Raw genomic sequence first — 21,921 nt, 5'->3', positions numbered from 1 at the left:
TAATATAAAAAAATGAAATATTGTATGGTTTTGAAAATCCACTAATCAATTATACAGAGTTTTTTTGTAAAAAACTAATTTTTAGTGATAATTTTCAATTAAATCCACAAGGAGTTGAACTCCAAAACCTGTTGCTGCTTTTTCTTTAGCATATCCTACACTTCCAAAGGCTACTCCGGCAATATCCAGATGAGCCCATTTAGGGTGATCTTCAATGAATTGCTCTAAAAATTTTGCTGCGATAATACAGTCTCCTACAGGTTTTAGGGAGATGTTTTTCATGTCAGCTACATCAGACTGAATATCGTCTTTCCAGACATTCCATAAAGGAAGATTCCATACTCTCTGATTGGTTTGGTCTCCGGTTTTGATCAGGTTATTTTTTAACTCTTCATTATTGGAGAACATTGCGGCACAGGTATCTCCAAACATTCTTACAGAGCTTCCCGTTAAAGTAGCCAGGTCAATCAGGAAATCTGTTTTGTAGTTTTTGGAAAGGTAAGACAATCCGTCTGCAAGAATCAGTCTGCCTTCCGCATCGGTATCAAGCACTTCAATGGTTTTTCCGTTGTAGGCTGTGATGACATCACTTGGAAGCAGGGCTTTTTCAGAAACAGCATTATCGGTAATAGGAAGAACAGCGATGATGTTCACCGGAAGCTTCATTTCAGCAGCGTAAATTAATGTTCCCAAAACAGCTGTAGCACCTCCCATATCGGATTTCATATAATGCAGATTGGCAGAGCTTTTTATGGATATTCCTCCCGTATCAAACAGAATGCATTTTCCCACCAGACCGAAAGTCTTGGCATTTTTTACGGTAGTTTTATATTCTAAAATAGTGAAAGCTGCATCATAGGCACTTCCTTGATTGACAGAAAGATAAGCACCTAACCCAAGTTCTTCACATTTTTTTCTGTTGAATGCAGTGTATTTTAATTCATGCTTTTTGGCCAGATTTTTAAGGTACGCACTTAAGATATCCGGTTTTTTAAGATTGGCTGGTTTGTTGAGCCAGTCCTGGCAGGCAGTCTGTCCGTTAACCAATGCTTCTGCTTTCTGGCTGATATGATCTAATTTTTTCTGGCTTAAATTTTCAAAATGTAATTCAAATTTGGCATTCCAAAAAGCATGTTTTTTATCAAAAGGGTAGTTGTAAGTTCCTATTAATAGCCCTTTTACAAATTCTTCGAACTGCTTTTCATTCAAGAAATCAGCGAGTGTTAACGTAGGAACGGTCTGAAGTTTTTCTTTCTGAGTCTGTGAAAACTTGGCCGCTACCTGCTGAATTTCGAAATTTTGTAAGGTAGATTTTCCTAATCCGATGAAATACGTAATTCCTTCTTCATGAGCATTCACAAAGACTTCATACTTCTTTCCTGTGAAAAAAGTGGAAATATTTTTATTGAAATTTTTACTCGTTTTCGTCCACTCTTCTTCTGTAAATAAGTGAAAAATCTGAGTGTAACTTTTGTTTTTTTTATTGATTAGTTTCATAAATAGATGTTATATTTTCTAAATTCATATAGGCTGCTGTCTTCATTGTGTTCCTGTTCGGCAGAAAGGTTTCTACAGCGGTTTTTATATGTTTAGTTTTTAATGCTTTGTTGTTGTGGTTTTACTTCCACAGGATTTTCTGTATTATCATAAAACAGCCATTCGATAGCCCTTGGAAACTCCTGCGACCAGTAAAACTCATTATGGGTACCTTCAGGATTGATATTGGTTTTAAATTCAAAATCAAAAAGCTTTTTCTCTTCCCATTTTTTCAGGTACTCTTCAAAAATATGAATTCTTTTGACCATTTTGGATCCTTCCTGACCACCTCCATAAAGATAAATTTTTGTCTTAAAAGGAACCCTGAAATTCATCATAGGGAAGTTGTTATTCGGTTCTACCCAAAGAGAAGGAGAGAAGATTAATAGCTTAGAATAGACTTCAGGGTATAGAAAACCACTATAGATGCTGATCAGTGCGCCTAATGAACTGCCTCCGATTCCCGTATTGTCACGGTCTTTTTTAGTCCTGTAATTTTCATCCACGAATGGTTTTAAAGTATCTGCAATAAAGCGGATGTATTTTTTTCCTTCAGAACCGTTAGCTACATGGTCATTATCAAAAATATATTCTTTAATTCTTTCCTCGCTGCCATGCTCTATGGCGATAATAATAAGGTCACCACGCCCATATTCTGCAAGGATAGATAGTTTTTTGTCAATTTCCCAATTTCCGAAACCACTTCCTTCATTAAATAAATTCTGTGCATCCTGAAGGTATAAAACAGGATATCGTTTATCAGTCGTATGGTAATCGTAAGGAAGGAGAGCCCAGACTTTACGGTAACGGTCCAGCTGTGGAATATAAAAGTTTTCGGAAATTACTTCTGCAGTAGGGTAATATTCTTCTTTGAAGGGTCCCCAGTTTAATCTCCATTTTTCTACAGAATCAGAAGTTTTACCCACCGATTTTTTTGCTTTCCGGTTGGGAGTGATATTTCCGTATGAATCCAATTCTACATTCTCCCATCCGCCCTTTGTGAATTTGTACTCAATATCATCAGGAAGAGCCTGATCATCAATTTCTATAAAGTAATTGGCCTGATCAATTTTTTTAAGCTGAAAACCGTAGTCTTTAGGATTCCAGCTGTTGAAATTTCCGGTGATAAATACCGGTCTGTCGTCTTTTTCTTCTGTATGAATTTCAAACCTCATCGTGTGTGTTTAATAAAATATTGAGGTTAAATTTATAAAAAAGATTGTTTTGAAATCATAAAAATATGAGGTAAAAAATGATATATTTGATAGATAGACAAAACACGAAATGAAGTTGACAATTATTTGATGAATAATTCATCGCTATTGTCAGTATTTTTCGTAGTTTCAAGAAAAATATAAATACAAACCAATCTTGATGAATTCTGTTAAGACCTACACGCTTTTTACCGATCATGATGTATATCTTTTCAAAGAAGGTAGGCATTATAAGCTGTATGGTAAATTTGGGGCACATTCTGCAGAAAAAGATGGCGTAAAGGGAGTGTATTTTTCAGTTTGGGCACCCAATGCAAAAAAAGTTTCCGTGATCGGAAATTTTAATAACTGGAATCATAAAGATCATATTTTGTTTCCCCGATGGGACGAGTCAGGGATTTGGGAAGGGTTTATTGAAGGATTAACCTGGGGAACATTATACAAATATGCTATTGAAACAGAAGGAGGAGAAATTCTGGAAAAAAGTGATCCCTATGCATTGAGCTGGGAACAAAATATTCAGGCAGCTTCTCTGGTTTCCACTACTTGGTATGAATGGAAGGATCAGGAATGGATGAACTCCCGTTGGGAAAGAAACAGGGTGGATGCTCCTATATCCGTATATGAACTGCACCTTGGTTCATGGGTCAGAGACGGTGATTATCCTGACCGTTTTCTGAACTACCGGGACATTGCTAAAAAGCTGGTGCCTTATATAAAAGAAATGGGATTTACCCATGTAGAATTTATGCCCGTAATGGAGTATCCTTACGAGCCAAGCTGGGGATATCAGATTACAGGATTTTATGCAGCAACTTCGCGCTTTGGTTCTCCACAGGATCTCATGTTTCTCATTGATGAGCTTCATAACAATGAAATAGGTGTTATTCTGGATTGGGTTCCGTCCCATTTTCCGGGAGATGCTAATGGGCTTCACCGCTTTGACGGATCATACCTTTATGAACACGAAGATCCGAGAAAAGGGTTTCATCCCGATTGGAAGTCACATATTTTCAATTACGGAAGAAACGAAGTCAAATCTTTTCTGATTTCAAATGCTATGTTCTGGCTGGCTCGTTATCATGCAGACGGATTACGCGTGGATGCGGTAACCTCAATGCTTCATTTAGATTATTCAAGAAATGAAGGCGAATGGGAGCCTAATATATATGGGACTAATGTAAATCTGGAAGCAAAAGCCTTTCTGCAGGAGTTTAATACAGCAGTTTACAAAGAATTTGGAAATAATATCATGACTATCGCAGAAGAAAGTTCAGATTTTCCTATGCTTACAAAACCTGTTCATGATGGCGGTGTAGGATTTGGAATGAAATGGATGATGGGCTGGATGCATGATACACTGGATTATTTCAAGGAAGACTTTCCAAACCGTAAATTCCATCACCATAAACTGACATTTGCTTCTATGTATATGTATAATGAAAATTATATGATGCCTTTGTCACACGATGAAGTCGTACACGGAAAAGCAAGCCTGATCTATAAAATGAAAGGCGATGAATGGCAGAAATTTGCCAATCTGCGTGCCTTGTATGTATATATGTATACCCATCCCGGAGCCAAGCTGCTTTTTATGGGGGATGAATTCGGGCAGACCAGTGAGTGGAATTTTACCAGAAGCCTCGACTGGCATTTATTAAAATATCCTGTTCATAAAGGAATGCAGGAGATTGTTAAAGAACTTAATCACCTGTACAGGTCAGAAACGGCCTTTTATGAAAATCAGTTTGATAAGCATGGTTTTGAATGGGTGGAAGCAGACGATCTCGAAAACTCAGTATATGTATACTTAAGGAAAGGTAAAAAGAGAGATGATGTGATGATGGTTGCTTTAAACCTTGCCCCAAAAGTATTGGATTATAAAATCGGGATTCCTGCAGGCACACACTGGGAAGTTATTTTAAGTTCCGATGATGAAATATTTAGCGGAAGCGGAGTAGAACCTGAAATATTGGAAGAGAAATATGAAGAATGGAGAGGGCATCCGAAGACAATGACGGTGAAGTTACCTCCATTGGCAGGAATTATTTTACGGCAGAAGAAAGATAAAAAGTATAAATTACATAGAATTAAACACAAGAGATAAAGAATGGTTGTTTATCATTTAAGTACAGAATGTTATCCTGTAGCAAAAGTAGGTGGCCTGGCAGATGTAGTCGGAGCATTACCAAAGTATCAGAATAAAATAAAAGGAATAGAGGCAAAAGTAGTGATGCCTTATTACAATAAACCCTTTGTTCATGATCACGAATTCGATGTGATTTTTGATGGGTTTATTCATCAGGGTACGAATATGCTGCAGGTTCAGGTGTTGAAAGAAAAGACCAATGTTTTGGGATTTGAACTGTATATGGTAAGAGTTCCCGGGTTATTAGACCGGGATAATCCTTACGGTTATCAGGATGAAAGCTTCCAGTTTATGGCTTTTCAGCATGGAGTGCTCCATTGGTTGTGTGCGATGGAGATTCGTCCGGATGTACTGCACTGTCATGATTATCATACAGGATTAGTGCCTTTTATGGTAGAAAACTGTTCAGAATTCAGATTCTTAAAAGGCGTAAAAACAATAGGAACCATTCATAACGGAGAATATCAGGGAATGATGAGCTGGGGAATGGCCAATTATATGCCTTCTTTTGATCATTACAAATGGGGACTGATGGATTGGAATGGATTCATGAATCCTCTGGCAAGTATGATTAAATGTGCCGATGCTTTTACCACCGTTTCCGAAGGCTATCTTGAAGAACTTTTCATCAGCTTCCGCGGACTGGAAAGTCTGGTTCGTCAGGAATTCGGAAAAGCATATGGAATTATCAACGGTATTGATACTGAAGTCTGGAATCCGGAAACCGATCCGATGTTGGATTTTAATTTTAACCGTAAAAACGCTGTTGCTCAGAAGAAAAAAAATAAAGAAAAACTTTGTAAGGAATATGGATTGAAACCCGAACTTCCTTTATTTGCTTTTATCGGAAGATTTGCCACAGAAAAAGGAGCAGACCTGCTGCCGGATGTCGTATGGCGAAGTATAAAACAGAGCTATGGAGCTTTAAATATAATGATCCTCGGCTCAGGAAATACGTATATTGAAAATAAACTGAAAGAATACGACTATACGTATACCAATTTTGCCCTGGATCTGGGATATAAAGAACATCTCTCCCATAAGATATATGCCTCGGCAGACTTTCTTCTGATACCTTCCAGAGTGGAACCTTGCGGGCTGAATCAAATGTATTCCATGAGATATGGAACCGTTCCTGTGGTAAGATATACAGGAGGACTCAGAGATACTGTGGAAGATATTTCAACGGGAGGAGCGGGACTTAATTTTACATATCCTGGTGTAGATGATGTTGTACATGCGATGAACAGGGCAATGGCGATTTATAATCAAAAAGGAGTCATGGAAGATCTTATTCATGCCAACATGAATTTTGATTTTGCATGGGAGAAATCTGCAGAAAAATACATAGCTTTATATAATAGCTGATGAGAATTCAAATATGAAAATACAGAATGCTTTAAAACAGTAATAAACACTAAGAACCGAACCGTAAACTTAATAAAATAAAAAACGCAAGATATTTATGAATCGAAATGTAATCTCCATTGTTTTAGGAGGAGGCAGAGGGACAAGACTATTCCCGTTAACGTATTCCAGATCAAAACCAGCTGTTCCCATCGCAGGAAAATACAGACTGGTTGATATTCCTATTTCAAACTGCCTGAATTCAGGACTGAATAAAATTCTGGTTTTAACGCAGTTTAATTCTGCTTCTCTCAATTCACATATCAAGAACTCTTATCATTTTGATATCTTCAGCAAAGGTTTCGTGGATATTCTCGCAGCCGAGCAGAACGTGGAAAATGAGAGCTGGTACCAGGGAACTGCAGATGCTGTACGCCAATCGATGAAACATCTTGAAAAATATGATTATGACTATATTCTTATTCTTTCAGGAGATCAGCTGTATCAGATGGATTTCAGGGAAATGCTTGACTTCCATATTGAAAATGGAGGCGATCTTACCATTGCGACCATTCCGGTGAATGCAAAAGATGCTACAGGTTTTGGAATCTTAAAATCCGACGATGAAGGAAATATTACCTCTTTCTATGAAAAACCGGATTATGATTTGCTGGCAGGCCTGAAATCTGAAGTTTCAGAAGAAAATAAACATACAGGAAAAGAGTTTCTGGCTTCCATGGGAATCTATATTTTCACCAAAAATATCCTTAAAAAGATGTTTGATGAAGGAGCTGGTGATGATTTTGGAAAAGATATCATCCCAAGTTCTATTGGAAAATATAAGACATTAAGCTATCAGTATGAAGGCTACTGGACGGATATCGGAACCATAGAGTCATTCTACGAGGCGAATCTTGATCTTTGTCTGGATCTGCCACAGTTTAACCTTTTTTCTTCTTCTCCTATTTATACCAGAGCAAGGATGCTTCCACCATCAAAAATCAACGGTTCCTATGTAAGTAAGGCTGTTTTTGGAGACGGTTGTATTATCATGGCAGATAAAATTGAAAATTCCGTGATCGGAAACAGAACAAGAATTGATAAAGGAAGTACTATTGTGAATTCCTATGTCATGGGAGCTGATTTCTACCAAAACACAACGGAAATTGTCCTGAATGACAGAGGCGGCCGCCCCAATATGGGAATTGGAAAATACTGTTACATAGAAAAAGCAATCCTTGATAAAAACTGTTACATTGGCGATAATGTCAAAATCATAGGCGGAAAACATATTCCGGACGGAGATTATGGTACTTATTCCGTACAGGATGGGATTGTCGTTGTAAAGAAAGGAGCTGTGATTGCTCCGGGAACACATATTGGATAAGAAAAGCAAAGAATCAGAGAGAGATTTTTTGATTAAGAGAATTTTTAACCAAAAAGAACAAAAAAAGAAACCAATTTAGGTTTCTTTTTTTTGTTTCTAAGTATTTCTATTTGGAAAACAAAGTCAATGAATATTCTAATTCAGGATCTTTTTGCTCTTTTAATGATTGTAAGAAAAAGCTGGTACTAACGGTGTGATCAGGAATTACACCTGTACACTTGGCAACATTCTCTTTATCATTACTGTTAAAGAAGATTTCCGTTCTTGGAATAGAAATCACAGATTTGGTATTAGGTAGTCTGTAGGTAAGAAACCATGCGGCTGTAGTGAAATTGCTGCAAGAGCCGGTTTCCTTTCCTATAATTTCCCCTCTTTTTTCACTTTTAAATAACGATGCAAAATAAGTAGCTGCAGAGAAAGTACGGTTATTGATCAGTAAAATAATTTTCCCGTCAAAAAATATTCCGTCTCTCGGATAACTTTTTATATAAGTATTATCAAGCCTTGAGTTTCCAAAATAATAATCTCCTTTTTCTGCTTTGTCAAATCGCTGCCTCATGAAATTATTCTGATCCGCAATATCTTTATCCGAATAATAACGGCTGGTCTGAGGATCTACCAGATAATCTTTATAATTGATGTCAACAACCTTAGTTCCGTACTGATATTCATTATTGAATGTTTTATCTTTAGCAATGAACGAATACAGCAACGGGACATTGCTGATCGCTCCACCCGAATTATTACGGATGTCTATGATGAGTTTTTTAGCTTTCAGATCCTTCATTTCCTGGAAAAATTTCTTTAGCCTTTCATATAAAAAGCTTTCATCATAAGAAAAAGATTTTACAGACAAATAGTACGTTTCAGAATCAATGGAATAACCATAAATTCCATAGCTTTCTGAAATCAGATCAACAGGCAATACAGAATGCCTGCTTTCATAATAGTATCTGGGATACTTAATACCTTTCACTTTTGCAGTTTTCTGTTCTCCTTTAAGTGTTTTGTATTTCAGGGTAAAATCATTGGTCTGGTTTTTTAAGACAAAAGGAATGTAAAAAGACATATCTACATCTTCCACTTTAATATTTCCGTCCGCAGCTTTAGGAACAGCCTTTAAAAGCGCTGAAGAACTTGTATTATTAATCTCAATAATCTCGCTTCCCACTTCAATAGCATAAGGATTGGATCCATTCACAAATAGTTGGCCATTCTGTACGTAAGTCTGCAGAGGAAAAAAATAAAGAGAACTTAGAATGTTTTCAAAATAATTGGAATCTGCACTGAAGGAACTGTGTCCGTCCCCAATGATTTTTGTAGGATTGTTCATAAGCAGGCTGATATAGCCTGGATCTTTTTTAACAATATTACGGAGAGAATCTATTTTTTTTGCAATAATTTCCTTGCTGTGGAATCTGTAAGGATTTGGATGCTGTTTCTGAATGATGTCAACTGTAATATCAAAGTCTTTCAGGTATCCATCCTGTGGGATTTCAGAAATTGAGTATTGGGAAAATACAACTGATGATAACACAACCAATGGAAATGTACATAACTTCTTCATAAAAATAAAATTAAGGCGTTCCAAAAAACAATATGCATACCATACATACCACAGATTATTTGATATTAATCATTAAATCAATATTTTTTAATGCATTATTTTTTTTCAAAACAATCTGCATATTGTTCACTCTTTTTATTTGTATTATTTTTGTGCGATGCGTATTTTTAAAATCTTAGCGGTAATTATTATTCTTTTGGGAGGAGCTTATGCTGCTTCCATGTATTATTTTGTGGATGAAAGTAAAAACTTTACCATTGAAAAAGAGATCGATTATCCGGTGGAGAAGGTTTTTGTTCAGTTTAATAACCTTCAGAATTTTACGAGATGGAATAATTTTTTTACCAGCTCTCCTTCTATAGATATCGATTATTATACGCCTTATGAAGGGCAGGGAAGTGCCATCAGTTATGTAGATCCTAAAAATAATACCGATGGAGAAATGTTCATCAGGTATGAAAACCTCAATAAAACATTGAAATATCAGCTGTTTGAGGATGAAAATGAAAATCCAACATTAGTTGATGTTAAATTTAAGCCTGTTTCTGCAGAAAAAACAAAAATCATCTGGTACGTACATACCCCGAAACTTTCTGTCTGGAAAAGAGTGGAAAATTTCTGGACTGAAGACCGTTTTGCTGAGAATATCAACAAAAGTATGGCGAATCTTAAAAACTCTTTAGGAAATAAAGTAGAAAAAGATAACCAGATGGCGGCCATTAAGTACGACAGTCTCATGGTAGAAAATGAAGAAGACAAACTGTTGCTGGGGATCAATGTAAGTACTTCGAATAAAAAAGATGCGCTTTACAAAAATATTGTGATGAATTATAACAAAGTATATAATTTCGTAACAATGGATCTTGGAAAAAGAGATGATGAATTCGGATATCCTATTCTGATTACAGACGCAGATAATTACAAAGACAAAGAGGTTTCTTATTTCCTCGGAATTCCACTTTCTAAGAAAATTGGAGTGTCTGACAATAATTTTAATTTTAGGTCTGTAAATCCGTCTCAAAATTACGTAATGTACTACAAAGGGAACTATGAGGGACGAATTCGGGCAATTCAGCAACTGATTCAGAAAGCCAAAAAAGATGAGATGCGCTTCGGAGATATCCGTCAGACCTTTATTGAACGTCCTATGGAAGGACAGGAGGTGAATGTTAAACTCTCATTATCAGTGTATAAGTAATTTTTTCTTAAGTTTTTTTTTCTTAAGTTTTTTTAACGGTTTCAGACTGTTCTAACTCGGTTTTTTTTATTAAATTTGAAGATTAATTCTACAAATAAATTTTAATAAATAGATAAACTGTAATAATGGACAGATTTTCATTCCTAAACGCAGCTCATTCTCAGTTAATTGAGGATTTATACCAACAGTACTTAAAATTCCCGGACTCTCTAGAACCATCATGGAAAGCTTTCTTTCAAGGCTTCGATTTTGCTTTGGAGAACTACGGAGATGACGATAACATCCAGTTTATTCAGGCTCCGGCCAACGCTGCTCCGGCAGTACAACAACAGATTTCTCAGGCAGTATCAAACGGAGAAGTTCCTGAACATATCAAGAAAGAATTTAAAGTAGTAAACCTTATTGAGGCTTACAGAACAAGAGGGCACCTTTTTACAAAGACTAACCCAGTTAGAGAAAGAAGACACTATACACCTACTTTAGATATCGAAAACTTCGGTCTTTCTAAAGAAGATTTAAATACAAAATTCAACTGTGCTGTAGAAACAGGAATGAAAGAACCTGCTACTTTAGCAGATTTGATCAAACATCTTGAAAGTATCTACTGTGATTCTATCGGAGTAGAATATATGCACATCAACAATGTTGAAGAAAAAGATTTCATTAAAAGATGGCTTCAGGTAAATGAAAACCACCCAAGCCTTTCTGCAAACGAAAAAACAGAAATCTTATTAAAATTAAACCAGGCGGTTGCATTTGAAAACTACCTTCACACAAAATTTGTAGGACAAAAAAGATTCTCATTAGAAGGTGGTGAAACCTTAATCCCGGCTTTAGATCAGCTGATCTCAAGATCTTCTCAGTTAGGAGTAGATGAAGTGGTATTAGGAATGGCTCACAGAGGTAGACTAAACGTACTGACGAATATCTTCGGAAAATCTTACAAGCAGATCTTCTCAGAATTTGAAGGAAAAGAATTTGAAGAAGATGTATTCTCAGGGGATGTTAAATATCACTTAGGATCATCTAAAAAAATCAAAACGGCTTCAGGAGAAGAAGTTTGCATCAACCTTACGCCAAACCCGTCTCACCTTGAAACAGTAGCTGCCCTTGTAGAAGGTATCTGCCGTGCAAAAGTAGATGACAAATACAAAGATTACTCTAAAGTATTGCCAATCATCATCCACGGTGATGGTGCTATTGCTGGACAAGGTATCGCTTATGAAGTGGCTCAGATGATGACATTGGAAGGATACAGAACAGGAGGTACTGTTCATATCGTTGTAAACAACCAGGTTTCATTTACTACGAACTACATGGATGCAAGATCTTCAACGTACTGTACAGACATTGCAAAAGTTACAGAATCTCCTGTAATGCACGTAAATGCTGACGATGCTGAAGCGGTTGTTCATGCCATCCACTTTGCTGCTGATTTCAGAGCAAAATTCGGAAAAGATGTGTATATCGATCTTTTAGGATATAGAAAATATGGTCACAACGAAGGTGATGAACCAAGATTCACTCAGCCTAATCTATATAAGAGTATTTCAAAACACCCGAATCCAAGAGAAATCTATAAAGATAAATTGCTTAAAGACAGCATTACTTCAAACGATGTAATTGCTAAAATGGAAACGGAATTCAAAGCACTCTTAGATAAAGATTTTGATGCTTCTAAAGAGATTGAGAAAAACGTAATGGATGTGTTCATGGCTGAAGATTGGGTAAATTATCCAATTGGTAAGAGAGGAGCAGTTCAGTTACCGGTAGATACAAAATATGACATAGCGAAGCTGAAAGAATTGGCGCTTAAAATGTCAACACTTCCAGCGGATAAAAAGTTCATCAATAAAATTACAAGACTTTTCGATAACCGTATCAAAGCTATTGATGGAAACTCATTAGACTGGGCGCTAGGAGAGTGGTTAGCTTATGCAACACTTCTTGTAGAAGGTCACAATGTAAGAATCTCAGGGGAAGATGTAGAAAGAGGGACATTCTCTCACAGACATGCTGTGGTAAAAACTGAAGATACAGAAGAAGAATATATCCCATTAAGACACGTTTCTGAAAGCAGATTTGATGTGTTCAACTCTCACCTTTCAGAATATGGTGTTCTAGGTTTTGATTACGGATATGCAATGGCTTCTCCAAATACATTGACCATCTGGGAAGCTCAGTTCGGAGATTTCGTGAACGGTGCTCAGATTATCGTTGACCAGTACTTAGCTGCGGCAGAAGAAAAATGGAAAATCCAGGACGGATTGGTAATGTTATTGCCTCACGGTTCAGAAGGACAGGGTGCAGAGCACTCTTCAGCAAGATTGGAGAGATTCCTTACCCTTTGTGCTAACGAAAACATGGTGGTAGCGAATATTACTTCACCTGCCAACTACTTCCATTTATTGAGAAGACAGTTGAAATGGGCATTTAGAAAACCATTGATCGTAATGAGTCCTAAATCTCTATTGAGACATCCTAAAGTAGTTTCTCCACTTGAAGATTTTGCAAACGGTGCATTCCAGCCAGTATTGGACGATCCAACAGCAGATCCTAAAAAAGTAGAAAAAGTAGTTCTTTGTTCAGGTAAACTGTATTTCGAATTATTAGCGAAGAAAGAAGAACTGAACTGTGAAAACATTGCATTAGTAAGATTTGAGCAGTTATATCCGCTACAGGCAGATGCTATTGAAGCGATCTTCAACAAATACGAAAACAGAAAACAATTAGTATGGGCTCAGGAAGAACCTGAAAACATGGGGGCTTGGTCTTATATCCTGAGAAACTTCAGAGATACAGGAATCCAGGTAGTTGCTCCGGTACCAAGCGGTGCTCCGGCTCCAGGTAGCCACAAAATGTTTGAGAAAAACCAAAATGCAGTGATCAACAGAGTTTTCGATAGAGATGATGCTCCTGTAAAAAGACCTGTAACAGCTTAATTTAAATAATAATTCAATTAAAAAATAAAAAATACTCGATATGTCAGTTTTAGAAATGAAAGTTCCTTCACCGGGCGAATCAATTACAGAAGTTGAAATTGCAACTTGGCTTGTAAAAGATGGTGATTATGTAGAAAAAGATCAACCTATCGCCGAAGTGGATTCAGATAAAGCAACTCTTGAATTGCCTGCAGAACAAAGTGGTATTATCACTTTAAAAGCAGAAGAAGGTGATGTAGTACAAGTAGGTCAGGTAGTTTGTTTAATTGATATGGATGCTGCAAGACCAGAAGGTGCTGCACCTGCTGCTGAAGCTCCAAAACAGGAAGAAGCTCCAAAAGCTGCTGAACCTGCTAAACAAGAAGCTCCGAAAGCTGCTGCTCCGGTAGCGGCACCACAAACTTATGCAACAGGAGCTCCATCTCCGGCTGCTAAGAAAATCCTTGACGAAAAAGGAATGGATGCTGCTCAGGTTTCAGGAACAGGAAGAGACGGAAGAATCACTAAAACTGATGCTGAATTAGCAGCGGTTCCTGCATTAGGAGGAAGCCCTATGACAGCTACAGGTGCAAGAACTACCACTACTACTAAACTTTCAGTTTTAAGAAGAAAAATCGCTCAAAGACTGGTTTCTGTAAAAAATGAAACGGCAATGTTGACGACTTTCAACGAAGTGGATATGTCTGAAATCTTCAGATTAAGAAAACAATATAAAGAAGAATTTGCTCAAAAACACGGAGTAGGACTTGGTTTCATGTCTTTCTTTACAAAAGCAGTGACAAGAGCATTACAAATGTATCCGGATGTAAACGCATCTATCGACGGAGACTTCAAAGTAAACTACGACTTCTGCGATATCTCAATTGCAGTTTCAGGTCCTAAAGGATTAATGGTTCCGGTATTGAGAAATGCTGAAAATATGTCTTTTGCAGGTGTTGAAGCAAACATCAAAGATCTTGCTGTAAAAGTAAGAGACGGTAAAATTACTGTTGATGAAATGACTGGTGGTACTTTCACAATTACCAATGGTGGTACTTTCGGATCTATGATGTCTACTCCAATCATCAACCCTCCACAATCTGCAATCTTAGGAATGCACAACATCATCCAGAGACCAGTAGCTGTTGATGGACAGGTAGTAATCAGACCAATGATGTATGTAGCAATGTCTTATGACCACAGAATTATCGATGGTAAAGAATCTGTAGGATTCCTTGTAGCGGTAAAAGAAGGTATCGACAATCCTGTTGAAATACTAATGGGAGGTGACGAAAGAAAAGGCCTTGGATTATAGTTTTTAATGAAATTATAACATAATATATAATCTCGCCTCAAAAAAGGCGAGATTTTTGTATTTATTAAGAAAATGCTACAATGATGTTTTCAAAAATGACTTCCAATATCAAAGTTTCAGTTATACCTGAATATGATAGTAAAAACAGTTATCCATCCGAAAACCGTTACGTTTTTAAATACAATATTACGATAGAAAATGACGGAAGCTTTCCTATCAAAGTATTAAAAAGAAAATGGCTGATCTTCGATGTCGGATTCGGATACACAGAAATTATAGGCGATGGGGTAATCGGATTGACCCCTGAGATAGGAACAGGCGAAAATTTCGCTTACTTCTCTAATGTAATGCTTCGTTCCGGAGTAGGAAATATGAGCGGAAAATACCTGGTTAAAAACATGGAAACACAGGAGACTTTTGAGATTGATATTCCAAAATTCAATCTACTGTCTGAAGTGTTGAGTAATTAATGATTGATATAGATTGCAGACCAAGAACCCGGGTTCAATAGTCTGCGCTATTAAAGCTTTTTAATTTTTGCTTTCATATAATCGTTAACTTCATCATTACTGGTGAGGAAGAGTTTCTCAAATGCCAGTAAAGAAATCTTGGCACATACTTCAGCATCAGCCCCCGCTCTGTGGTGGGTGAAATTAATTTTATGATATTCAGCTAATGGTTTCAGTCCGTATTTCGGAAGATAATTCCATGATTTCTTAGCAAGCTGAATACTGCACAAATAATTTAATTTGGGGGTGAACATCCCGTAATGCTCCAGACATCCTCTTAAAACAGAAGCATCAAAACCTGCATTATGAGCGATCATAAGGCTACCATACATCATTTCCTGAGCTTCATACCATATTTCATCAAAAGTAGGGGCATCTTTCACATCTTCAGGATGAATCCCATGCACTGCAATATTGAATTTACTGAAATAAGGAAAACTCGGAGGTTTTATCAGCCAGGTTTTTGTTTCAACAATTTTAGAATCCTGTACCATACAAATTCCCATCTCACAAGCTGAACTTTTCTCGTGAGTGGCCGTTTCAAAATCTATTGCACAGAAATCCATTGTTTTAAATTATAAGTTGTTTTTTGTTGCTGGTTACTGGTTCTCTTGTTTAGAGTTGGATGTTCAAGGTTTTGGGTTTAAAGTTTAAGGTGAATTGAAGTTATGAAATTTTACTCTAATGCGTCTTAGTTCAAAATAGGTATAGAAAGTGGCAATTTTCCCTAATCCCTAATCCCTAATCCCTAATCCCTACAACCTATTACCCATCATCTGCCACCGATCATCTTCCACCCAAAAAGTGTTTAAAAATCAACCATTTTGATTGGTAGAAGTCATTCTTCTGGTGTTTCTGACGAAGTTTCAAAGTTCCTGGAAGCTGAGCATAAAATCCAAAATGAGCTCTTACAACAGCCCAAAGATGTGGGAAACCATGCTTTAATCCAAAATAAATTCCGGCAACACCATCCAGGCATAACCTGAAAAAGATGAGCCAGATCAGTTGAGGAAAAGGAAGGTTTTTAAGCATCATAGAAAGATTATTTCTGATGTTTAGATAAGTCTTTTGGGCACTCTGTTTATTGAGTGTTCCACCACCTACATGATAAACACTTGATTTTCCGGTATAATAAATCTTCTTCCCAGCGTTGATAAGCCTCCAGCACAGATCAATTTCTTCCTGATGGGCAAAAAATCTCGCATCAAAACCATTCTGGTCCCAAAAATCTTTTGAACGGATAAAAAAACAGCATCCTGAAGCCCAGAAAATCTCTGTTTCATCATTATACTGACCTTTATCTTCTTCCAGATCATCAAAAACTCTTCCTCTGCAATACGGATATCCAAGGTTGTCTATCAATCCGCCGGCAGCTCCCGCAAATTCGAAATAGTTTCTGTTATGATAAGATAAAACTTTAGGCTGTACGGCTGAAATGGAAGAGTTGTTTTCCAATAATTCCAATACAGGTGCCGTCCAGTTCTCTGTAACTTCTACATCAGAGTTGAGAAGACAGTAATATTCATTTTTGATGGATTTTAATCCTTCATTATAGCCGCCTGCAAACCCATGGTTTTCATCATTTTTAATAATATTTACCGTTGGGAAATTCTTTTCTAGAAACTCAATGGAATCATCTGTAGAAAGATTGTCTATCACATAGATATCGGCATTCTGAGAAAATTGAACCACACCAGGAAGAAATTTCTCAAGCCAGTTTCTGCCGTTCCAGTTTAAGATGGCAACTGCCAGTTTTTTCTGCATGTCAATCTATTTTTTTTCAGAATCAAAATTTTTGATAGAGTTCTGATATTTCCATTTTCTGTGTGACCAAAGGTAGTTGTCAGGATGTTTGTGCAGCGTATTTTCCAATAATTTATGAAATTTTCTCACGACCTCATTTTCTGTGAATTTTTCATTATCCGGATATATTCTATGATAATTAACCTGATAATAACCGCGTTTCACCTTTTTCATCTCACAATAGATAAAAACAAGATCCATTCTTGTTGCCAGTTTATCATATCCTATAAAAGCAGGAGTTCGCTGATTCAAAAATTCTAATCCGTAGGTAACATGGGCGTGGTGAGGAGTTTGGTCTGCTACAAACATATAAGCAGAATCTCCGTTATTTTTAGATCTGAAAATATTCAGAATAACTTCATTGGCTTCCAATGCTTCATTTCCGAATTTGTTTCGGACCTGCTTCATCTGATTTTCCCAAAAATCGTTATTTACCTTTCTGTATACGGGATGGCAGTGAGCCTGGGGAACAATCTTTGCCAATGCATTGATCCATTCCCAATTAAACACATGCCCTGCCAGTAAGATAATATTTTTACCTTCCTTTTTGGCGTCATGAAACAGATCCTGGTTGATATGCTGCATTCTCACCCGGGCCTCTGTCTCCGAAATGCTGAAAGATTTTATAGTCTCTACCAGATAATCTGAAAAATTAAGGTAGAACTTTTTTCTTATTTCTTTAATCTCTTCTTCAGATTTCTCTGGAAATGAGTTTCTCAGGTTCTGGGTAATGACCTCTTTTCTATATCCTACGAGATAATAGTTTAGGAAAAAGATAACGTCCGAAAAAACATAGAGTATTTTCAGCGGAAGCTTGGAGATCAGATATAATATTTTGATTAGAAAATTCATAAAACACGCAAATTTAGTGATAATAAAATTATGGTTCTATTTTTGCAGAAGGATATGTGTTATTTTTTTTACTTTTATATTATGAAAAGATTGATAATATTCGCTTTCCTGGGATTAAGTACTTTCGCTTTTTCGCAAGATGTAAAGAATTCCCCTGATAAAGGAAAACAAAAAACAGCTCTTATAGTTCCTGCAGAGAAGGCTAAATTAGAGGCTCAGAAAAAGGCAGCTGAAGAAAAGGCGAAGCTTCCAAAGCCATATGATCCAAAAGCGGATGCTCAGGCTGATATTAATAAACTAGTCGCTCAGGCTAAGAAAGAAGGTAAAAATATTATGATCCAGGCTGGTGGTAACTGGTGTATCTGGTGTCTTCGTTTTAATAATTTTGTACAGACGACCCCTGAACTGAAGGAAATTGTTGACAAAAATTATTTGTATTATCACCTGAATTATTCTCCGGACAATAAGAATGAGAAAGTTTTTGCTCAATATATCAATGTTAAGGAGCAGCAATTTTATCCTTTCTTCATCATTTTAGATAAAGATGGTAAAAAGATCCATGTTCAGCAGAGTGAAGTCTTAGAATCAGGAAAAGGCTATAGCAAAGAAAAAGTAAAAGAATTTTTGGAAAAAGGAAAGGTTCTTTAAAAATAAACCCCGCTCATTAAGAACGGGGTTTTGTTTTTTAATATTTTAAGAACCAGCACAGAACTCCATGCGTATTGCGCCTTTTCCATTAGCGTCATAGCAAGCTGCGGCGCCTGAATACTCAATACACGAAGTACAAGAACTGATATATACCATACTTCCATCCGAGCAAGATGTAGCGCATGATACTCCTCCTTTTAACTTACTTAATTTTTCTCGTGATAATTTTTTCAAATTTTTCATGGGTATTGATTTTAGTTTTAGGGCATAAATATATTATTTTTTTCAATTAAAATCCCTTATCAGGGAGAAATTATAATAATTTTTTTATCCAGCTTAATTTTTTTTCCGAATAAGGAGGGTATTTGATATCAGGTTCACCCCATGTTGCTTTTTCAAGAACTGCTTTCTGGTGTGAAAAAGCTTCAAAACCATATTTTCCGTGATAATTTCCTATTCCTGAGTTTCCCACACCTCCAAACGGGAGATGATCATTGCTTAAATGCATTATGGTATCATTGATACAGCCTCCTCCGAAAGAAAGTTTCCGTGTAAAGTTTTCTTTCTCTTCGGAGTCATTGGTAAAAAGATAAGCCGCTAAAGGTTTTTCAAGTTCTATAATGGCGTTTAGAGCAGCATTATAATTTTGAAAGTTAATAATCGGCAGAAGAGGACCGAAAATTTCTTCCTGCATAATTTCATCATTCCAGTCGATAGAGTTGAGAATGGTAGGCTCAATGTATAGCTTTTCTTCATCGAAATGTCCTCCGGAATAAATTTTTTCTTTATTTATAAGACGTATAAGGCGTTGGAAATTTCTTTGATTAATAATTCTTGTATACTGCTCAGAATCCACCTCATATTTGAATTGTTTGATGTATTTCCTGAGCATTTCCAGGAATTGCTCCTGAATGGTTTCTTCTACCAAAAGATAATCGGGAGCTACACAGGTTTGTCCAGCATTGAGGAATTTTCCCCAGACAATTCTTTTGGCTGCCATTTCAAGATTCGCATGTTGGGTGACGATTGCCGGAGATTTTCCTCCCAGCTCAAGGGTTACAGGGGTAAGATGTTCTGCTGCTGCTTTGTAAACGATCTTTCCAACTTTTGTGCTTCCTGTAAAAAATATTTTGTCAAATTTTAATGTTAAAAGAGCGGTCGTTTCATCAATACCGCCTTCGTATCCATAAAGATATTCAGGGGGGAAATTTTCATTGATGATAGAAACCATAGCTTTCATGGTATTTGAAGCTATTTCGCTAGGCTTTAGAATACAGCAGTTTCCGGCCGCCATTGCCGCAATAATAGGGGAAAGGGATAACTGATAAGGATAATTCCAGGCCCCGATTACCAGTATACATCCCAGTGGATCAGCATAAATTTTACTGTTTCCCAGCTGATTAACAAGATTAGTACTTACTTTTTTAGGTTTTGATAGCGTTTTTAAATTCTTGATATAATAATTAATATCATTCAGAATAAAGGATAATTCTGTCGTGAAAGTATCAAATTCTGATTTCCCGAAATCTTTGTTAATTGCTTCATAGAGCATATTCTCATTAGAAATAATGAGACTTTTAAGCTTTTCGAGATACATTTTCCGGAAAGCAAGACTTTTGGTTTGCTGTGTTTTAAAAAAATCCCTTTGGCTCTGTAAAATTTTTTCAATTTCCATGGGTAAGCTTTTGTATTAAACGTAATGCCCTGTGCAATATTGCGAGCAAAAATACGAACAATAAACCGGCCAAAGTGGATGGAGCCGGAAGATGGGAAGGAGAAGTTAATCTTAGCTGTTTGGATACAAAGAGCCATTATGAGAAAAGCTATTAATCGTTTTGGTAACGATCAAAGTGAACTTTAATTGGTATTGTTGTCTTCAAGTGCTTCGATCTTCCAGCCTCCAGCTTCTTTTTACATAATATTTCTCACCGCTATTTTTACCGGATGATAAAGTAATAAACAGATGGCAGTAATTAACGCCAGCCAGAACAATCCTGTAAAAATTTCCATATTGGAAAGAAGGATAGATTGTGCTGTAATTTTAGCCTTAAAAGCTCCTGTTGTAACAGAGAGAGAATCATTGACAGAAAGTCTGGACATCGTACTGCCAAAAAGTTGGTTCCACTGAGTGTAAAAAACGGGATTGGTATCTGTAAGATTCGCACTGAGTGTATCAGAATGTTTTAAGGTTAAAAAAAGCATCAGGTTCTGCATCAAAGCATATCCGATAGCGGTTGTCCAGAAACGGGTTGTCGTTCCCAAAGCTGTTGCGTTGGAAACATATTCTTCAGGAGTTCCTGAAATTAAAAAGAATACAAGCGGAGTAAACAATAATCCCTGAGCAACACCCTGCAGAAATAAAGGTGGACAGATCGTGGAAAGGGTAGTGTCTGGATAAAAAGTATAAGTAAACCATGCACAATCAATGGCAAGTAGCAGAAATCCTGTAAAGAAAACAATCCTTGAAGAGACTCCGCGAACAAGGCAGATCCCTGATAATAATATCCCCAAAAGAGTTCCTGCCACATTCCAGTACTGGATGTTCACTATATAATCCCATGGCCATTTCCATACTGTAGCCATGATGCTGTATACATTATTCAATCCCGAACGAATCAGATAAAAAATGAAAAACAGAATCATTCCTGCAATCACATTTTTGGAACTGAAAACTTCAAAATGAAATAATGGCCTTTTTGAATTTCTTTGTTTAAGCATAAATAACCCTCCTGAAAGAAGGAATATAAACAGACACATGATAATGGTATCAGATTCAAACCACATCAGTCTTTTACCATAGATGATGGCATAGCCGCCAGCCTGCAGACATACCCAGAGTAAAAACCAGCTGGTGATATCTAATTGGTACAAAGGTTTTTTAGGAAAGAATCTGTTTTTGTTGAATAACGCAATACCAATGATCAGTACAAATACATGAAAATACACCATCATCAGGATCATATGCTGGAAATTGTAATCTTCAATACTGGATTTTAAAAGGGATGTGGTTATTGTTCCTCCGGTCAGCATAATGGTATACATAAAGAGATAAGCCAAAACCTTGGCGTGTCTTGTTTTTAATTCTGCAATAATCAGAGGAAGAAAAATAGCGCCTTCCAGTAACCCGAAAATCCCTTCCAAAAAACGGATTACCAATATTACATGATAATCATGGGTGACGGATAAAACATAAAGAATAATTACAGAAATAGAGGCCATCAGCAATACATAATATTTAACACTGAAGTAGGCCATAAACCGCTGTAAAACTAAAAGGGTAACCACAAATGTCCCATACATCAAAATCATTAAATACTGGATGTCGTCTGAATCAACATCCATAAAAGAAGATGTGAAGGCGCTGTTCGAATGTAAAAGCGACAACAACATCAGGTGGGGAAACAATGCCAATATCAGAAGAGGCAGCTTCAGCCATTGTGGTACCCATTTATGATAAACTGTATTGTGCTGCATA

16 protein-coding genes are annotated in these 21,921 nt (G+C 36.7%); 8 read left to right on the top strand and 8 right to left on the bottom strand.

What is annotated here, in order from left to right:
* Positions 1 to 81 precede the first annotated feature (81 nt).
* Together CQ022_RS04800 and CQ022_RS04795 are read right to left on the bottom strand one after the other, a co-directional pair.
* Positions 82 to 1,497 carry a leucyl aminopeptidase family protein gene (locus CQ022_RS04800; RefSeq protein ID WP_105682106.1) on the bottom strand — a complete coding sequence of 472 codons (1,416 nt, stop codon included), beginning with the start codon at positions 1,495 to 1,497 and terminating at the stop codon, positions 82 to 84.
* A 92-nt stretch (positions 1,498 to 1,589) separates the two neighbouring features.
* Positions 1,590 to 2,711, bottom strand: a complete 1,122-nt coding sequence (locus CQ022_RS04795; protein WP_105682107.1) for an alpha/beta hydrolase — start codon at positions 2,709 to 2,711, stop codon at positions 1,590 to 1,592.
* A gap of 199 nt (positions 2,712 to 2,910) precedes the next feature.
* Between CQ022_RS04795 and glgB the strand changes: the two genes are divergently transcribed.
* The 3 genes from glgB to CQ022_RS04780 all read left to right on the top strand — a co-directional run bounded on the left by glgB (position 2,911) and on the right by CQ022_RS04780 (position 7,633).
* Positions 2,911 to 4,857, top strand: coding sequence for a 1,4-alpha-glucan branching protein GlgB (gene glgB / locus CQ022_RS04790; RefSeq protein ID WP_185126804.1), 1,947 nt, complete (start codon positions 2,911 to 2,913; stop codon positions 4,855 to 4,857).
* Between the two features lie 3 nt (positions 4,858 to 4,860).
* On the top strand, positions 4,861 to 6,267 hold the full coding sequence (locus tag CQ022_RS04785; RefSeq protein WP_105682109.1) for a glycogen synthase: 1,407 nt from the start codon (positions 4,861 to 4,863) through the stop codon (positions 6,265 to 6,267).
* A gap of 97 nt (positions 6,268 to 6,364) precedes the next feature.
* Positions 6,365 to 7,633, top strand: a complete 1,269-nt coding sequence (locus CQ022_RS04780) for a glucose-1-phosphate adenylyltransferase (RefSeq protein WP_105682110.1) — start codon at positions 6,365 to 6,367, stop codon at positions 7,631 to 7,633.
* A gap of 106 nt (positions 7,634 to 7,739) precedes the next feature.
* Here CQ022_RS04780 and CQ022_RS04775 read toward each other — a convergent pair whose 3' ends face one another.
* The gene (locus tag CQ022_RS04775; RefSeq protein ID WP_105682111.1) at positions 7,740 to 9,200 is read right to left on the bottom strand and encodes a S41 family peptidase; all 1,461 of its coding nucleotides are present in this window, start codon (positions 9,198 to 9,200) and stop codon (positions 7,740 to 7,742) included.
* A 157-nt stretch (positions 9,201 to 9,357) separates the two neighbouring features.
* On the opposite strand from CQ022_RS04775, the gene CQ022_RS04770 reads away from it, so the two are divergent.
* From CQ022_RS04770 to apaG, 4 genes are all read left to right on the top strand, one after another.
* The gene (locus tag CQ022_RS04770) at positions 9,358 to 10,398 is read left to right on the top strand and encodes an SRPBCC domain-containing protein (protein WP_105682112.1); all 1,041 of its coding nucleotides are present in this window, start codon (positions 9,358 to 9,360) and stop codon (positions 10,396 to 10,398) included.
* Positions 10,399 to 10,523: 125 nt separating this feature from the next.
* The gene (locus CQ022_RS04765) at positions 10,524 to 13,340 is read left to right on the top strand and encodes a 2-oxoglutarate dehydrogenase E1 component (RefSeq protein ID WP_105682113.1); all 2,817 of its coding nucleotides are present in this window, start codon (positions 10,524 to 10,526) and stop codon (positions 13,338 to 13,340) included.
* 40 nt (positions 13,341 to 13,380) lie between these two features.
* Entirely contained in the window at positions 13,381 to 14,634 is a 1,254-nt protein-coding gene (odhB, locus tag CQ022_RS04760) for a 2-oxoglutarate dehydrogenase complex dihydrolipoyllysine-residue succinyltransferase (RefSeq protein ID WP_105682114.1), read from the top strand.
* 80 nt (positions 14,635 to 14,714) lie between these two features.
* On the top strand, positions 14,715 to 15,104 hold the full coding sequence (gene apaG / locus CQ022_RS04755) for a Co2+/Mg2+ efflux protein ApaG (RefSeq protein ID WP_034695467.1): 390 nt from the start codon (positions 14,715 to 14,717) through the stop codon (positions 15,102 to 15,104).
* 50 nt (positions 15,105 to 15,154) lie between these two features.
* On the opposite strand, the gene CQ022_RS04750 is transcribed toward apaG, so the two are convergent.
* From CQ022_RS04750 to CQ022_RS04740, 3 genes are all read right to left on the bottom strand, one after another.
* Positions 15,155 to 15,709 carry a 3'-5' exonuclease gene (locus CQ022_RS04750; protein ID WP_105682115.1) on the bottom strand — a complete coding sequence of 185 codons (555 nt, stop codon included), beginning with the start codon at positions 15,707 to 15,709 and terminating at the stop codon, positions 15,155 to 15,157.
* A gap of 220 nt (positions 15,710 to 15,929) precedes the next feature.
* The gene (locus tag CQ022_RS04745; RefSeq protein ID WP_105682116.1) at positions 15,930 to 16,907 is read right to left on the bottom strand and encodes a glycosyltransferase family 2 protein; all 978 of its coding nucleotides are present in this window, start codon (positions 16,905 to 16,907) and stop codon (positions 15,930 to 15,932) included.
* A 6-nt stretch (positions 16,908 to 16,913) separates the two neighbouring features.
* A complete protein-coding gene (locus CQ022_RS04740) occupies positions 16,914 to 17,798 on the bottom strand; it encodes a lysophospholipid acyltransferase family protein (RefSeq protein WP_105682117.1) in 885 nt (294 codons plus the stop codon).
* A gap of 81 nt (positions 17,799 to 17,879) precedes the next feature.
* Between CQ022_RS04740 and CQ022_RS04735 the strand changes: the two genes are divergently transcribed.
* Positions 17,880 to 18,446, top strand: coding sequence for a thioredoxin family protein (locus CQ022_RS04735; protein WP_105682118.1), 567 nt, complete (start codon positions 17,880 to 17,882; stop codon positions 18,444 to 18,446).
* Between the two features lie 313 nt (positions 18,447 to 18,759).
* On the opposite strand, the gene CQ022_RS04730 is transcribed toward CQ022_RS04735, so the two are convergent.
* Positions 18,760 to 20,121, bottom strand: coding sequence for an aldehyde dehydrogenase (locus CQ022_RS04730; RefSeq protein WP_105682119.1), 1,362 nt, complete (start codon positions 20,119 to 20,121; stop codon positions 18,760 to 18,762).
* A 236-nt stretch (positions 20,122 to 20,357) separates the two neighbouring features.
* A complete protein-coding gene (locus CQ022_RS04725) occupies positions 20,358 to 21,920 on the bottom strand; it encodes a hypothetical protein (RefSeq protein ID WP_105682120.1) in 1,563 nt (520 codons plus the stop codon).
* Position 21,921 lies beyond the last annotated feature (1 nt).

Source organism: Chryseobacterium culicis (genome assembly GCF_002979755.1).
GTDB classification, from domain to species: domain Bacteria; phylum Bacteroidota; class Bacteroidia; order Flavobacteriales; family Weeksellaceae; genus Chryseobacterium; species Chryseobacterium culicis_A.
The sequence above is the reverse complement of the archived record's forward strand: the minus strand, read 5'-3'. Positions and strand labels throughout refer to the sequence as shown.

Excerpts from the sequence above, each read along its gene's own strand:
- CQ022_RS04800 (WP_105682106.1), bottom strand. The coding sequence starts at position 1,497 with ATGAAACTAATCAATAAAAAAAACAAAAGTTACACTCAGATTTTTCAC.
- CQ022_RS04795 (WP_105682107.1), bottom strand. The coding sequence starts at position 2,711 with ATGAGGTTTGAAATTCATACAGAAGAAAAAGACGACAGACCGGTATTT.
- glgB (WP_185126804.1), top strand. The coding sequence starts at position 2,911 with ATGAATTCTGTTAAGACCTACACGCTTTTTACCGATCATGATGTATAT.
- CQ022_RS04785 (WP_105682109.1), top strand. The coding sequence starts at position 4,861 with ATGGTTGTTTATCATTTAAGTACAGAATGTTATCCTGTAGCAAAAGTA.
- CQ022_RS04780 (WP_105682110.1), top strand. The coding sequence starts at position 6,365 with ATGAATCGAAATGTAATCTCCATTGTTTTAGGAGGAGGCAGAGGGACA.
- CQ022_RS04775 (WP_105682111.1), bottom strand. The coding sequence starts at position 9,200 with ATGAAGAAGTTATGTACATTTCCATTGGTTGTGTTATCATCAGTTGTA.
- CQ022_RS04770 (WP_105682112.1), top strand. The coding sequence starts at position 9,358 with ATGCGTATTTTTAAAATCTTAGCGGTAATTATTATTCTTTTGGGAGGA.
- CQ022_RS04765 (WP_105682113.1), top strand. The coding sequence starts at position 10,524 with ATGGACAGATTTTCATTCCTAAACGCAGCTCATTCTCAGTTAATTGAG.
- odhB (WP_105682114.1), top strand. The coding sequence starts at position 13,381 with ATGTCAGTTTTAGAAATGAAAGTTCCTTCACCGGGCGAATCAATTACA.
- apaG (WP_034695467.1), top strand. The coding sequence starts at position 14,715 with ATGATGTTTTCAAAAATGACTTCCAATATCAAAGTTTCAGTTATACCT.
- CQ022_RS04750 (WP_105682115.1), bottom strand. The coding sequence starts at position 15,709 with ATGGATTTCTGTGCAATAGATTTTGAAACGGCCACTCACGAGAAAAGT.
- CQ022_RS04745 (WP_105682116.1), bottom strand. The coding sequence starts at position 16,907 with ATGCAGAAAAAACTGGCAGTTGCCATCTTAAACTGGAACGGCAGAAAC.
- CQ022_RS04740 (WP_105682117.1), bottom strand. The coding sequence starts at position 17,798 with ATGAATTTTCTAATCAAAATATTATATCTGATCTCCAAGCTTCCGCTG.
- CQ022_RS04735 (WP_105682118.1), top strand. The coding sequence starts at position 17,880 with ATGAAAAGATTGATAATATTCGCTTTCCTGGGATTAAGTACTTTCGCT.
- CQ022_RS04730 (WP_105682119.1), bottom strand. The coding sequence starts at position 20,121 with ATGGAAATTGAAAAAATTTTACAGAGCCAAAGGGATTTTTTTAAAACA.
- CQ022_RS04725 (WP_105682120.1), bottom strand. The coding sequence starts at position 21,920 with ATGCAGCACAATACAGTTTATCATAAATGGGTACCACAATGGCTGAAG.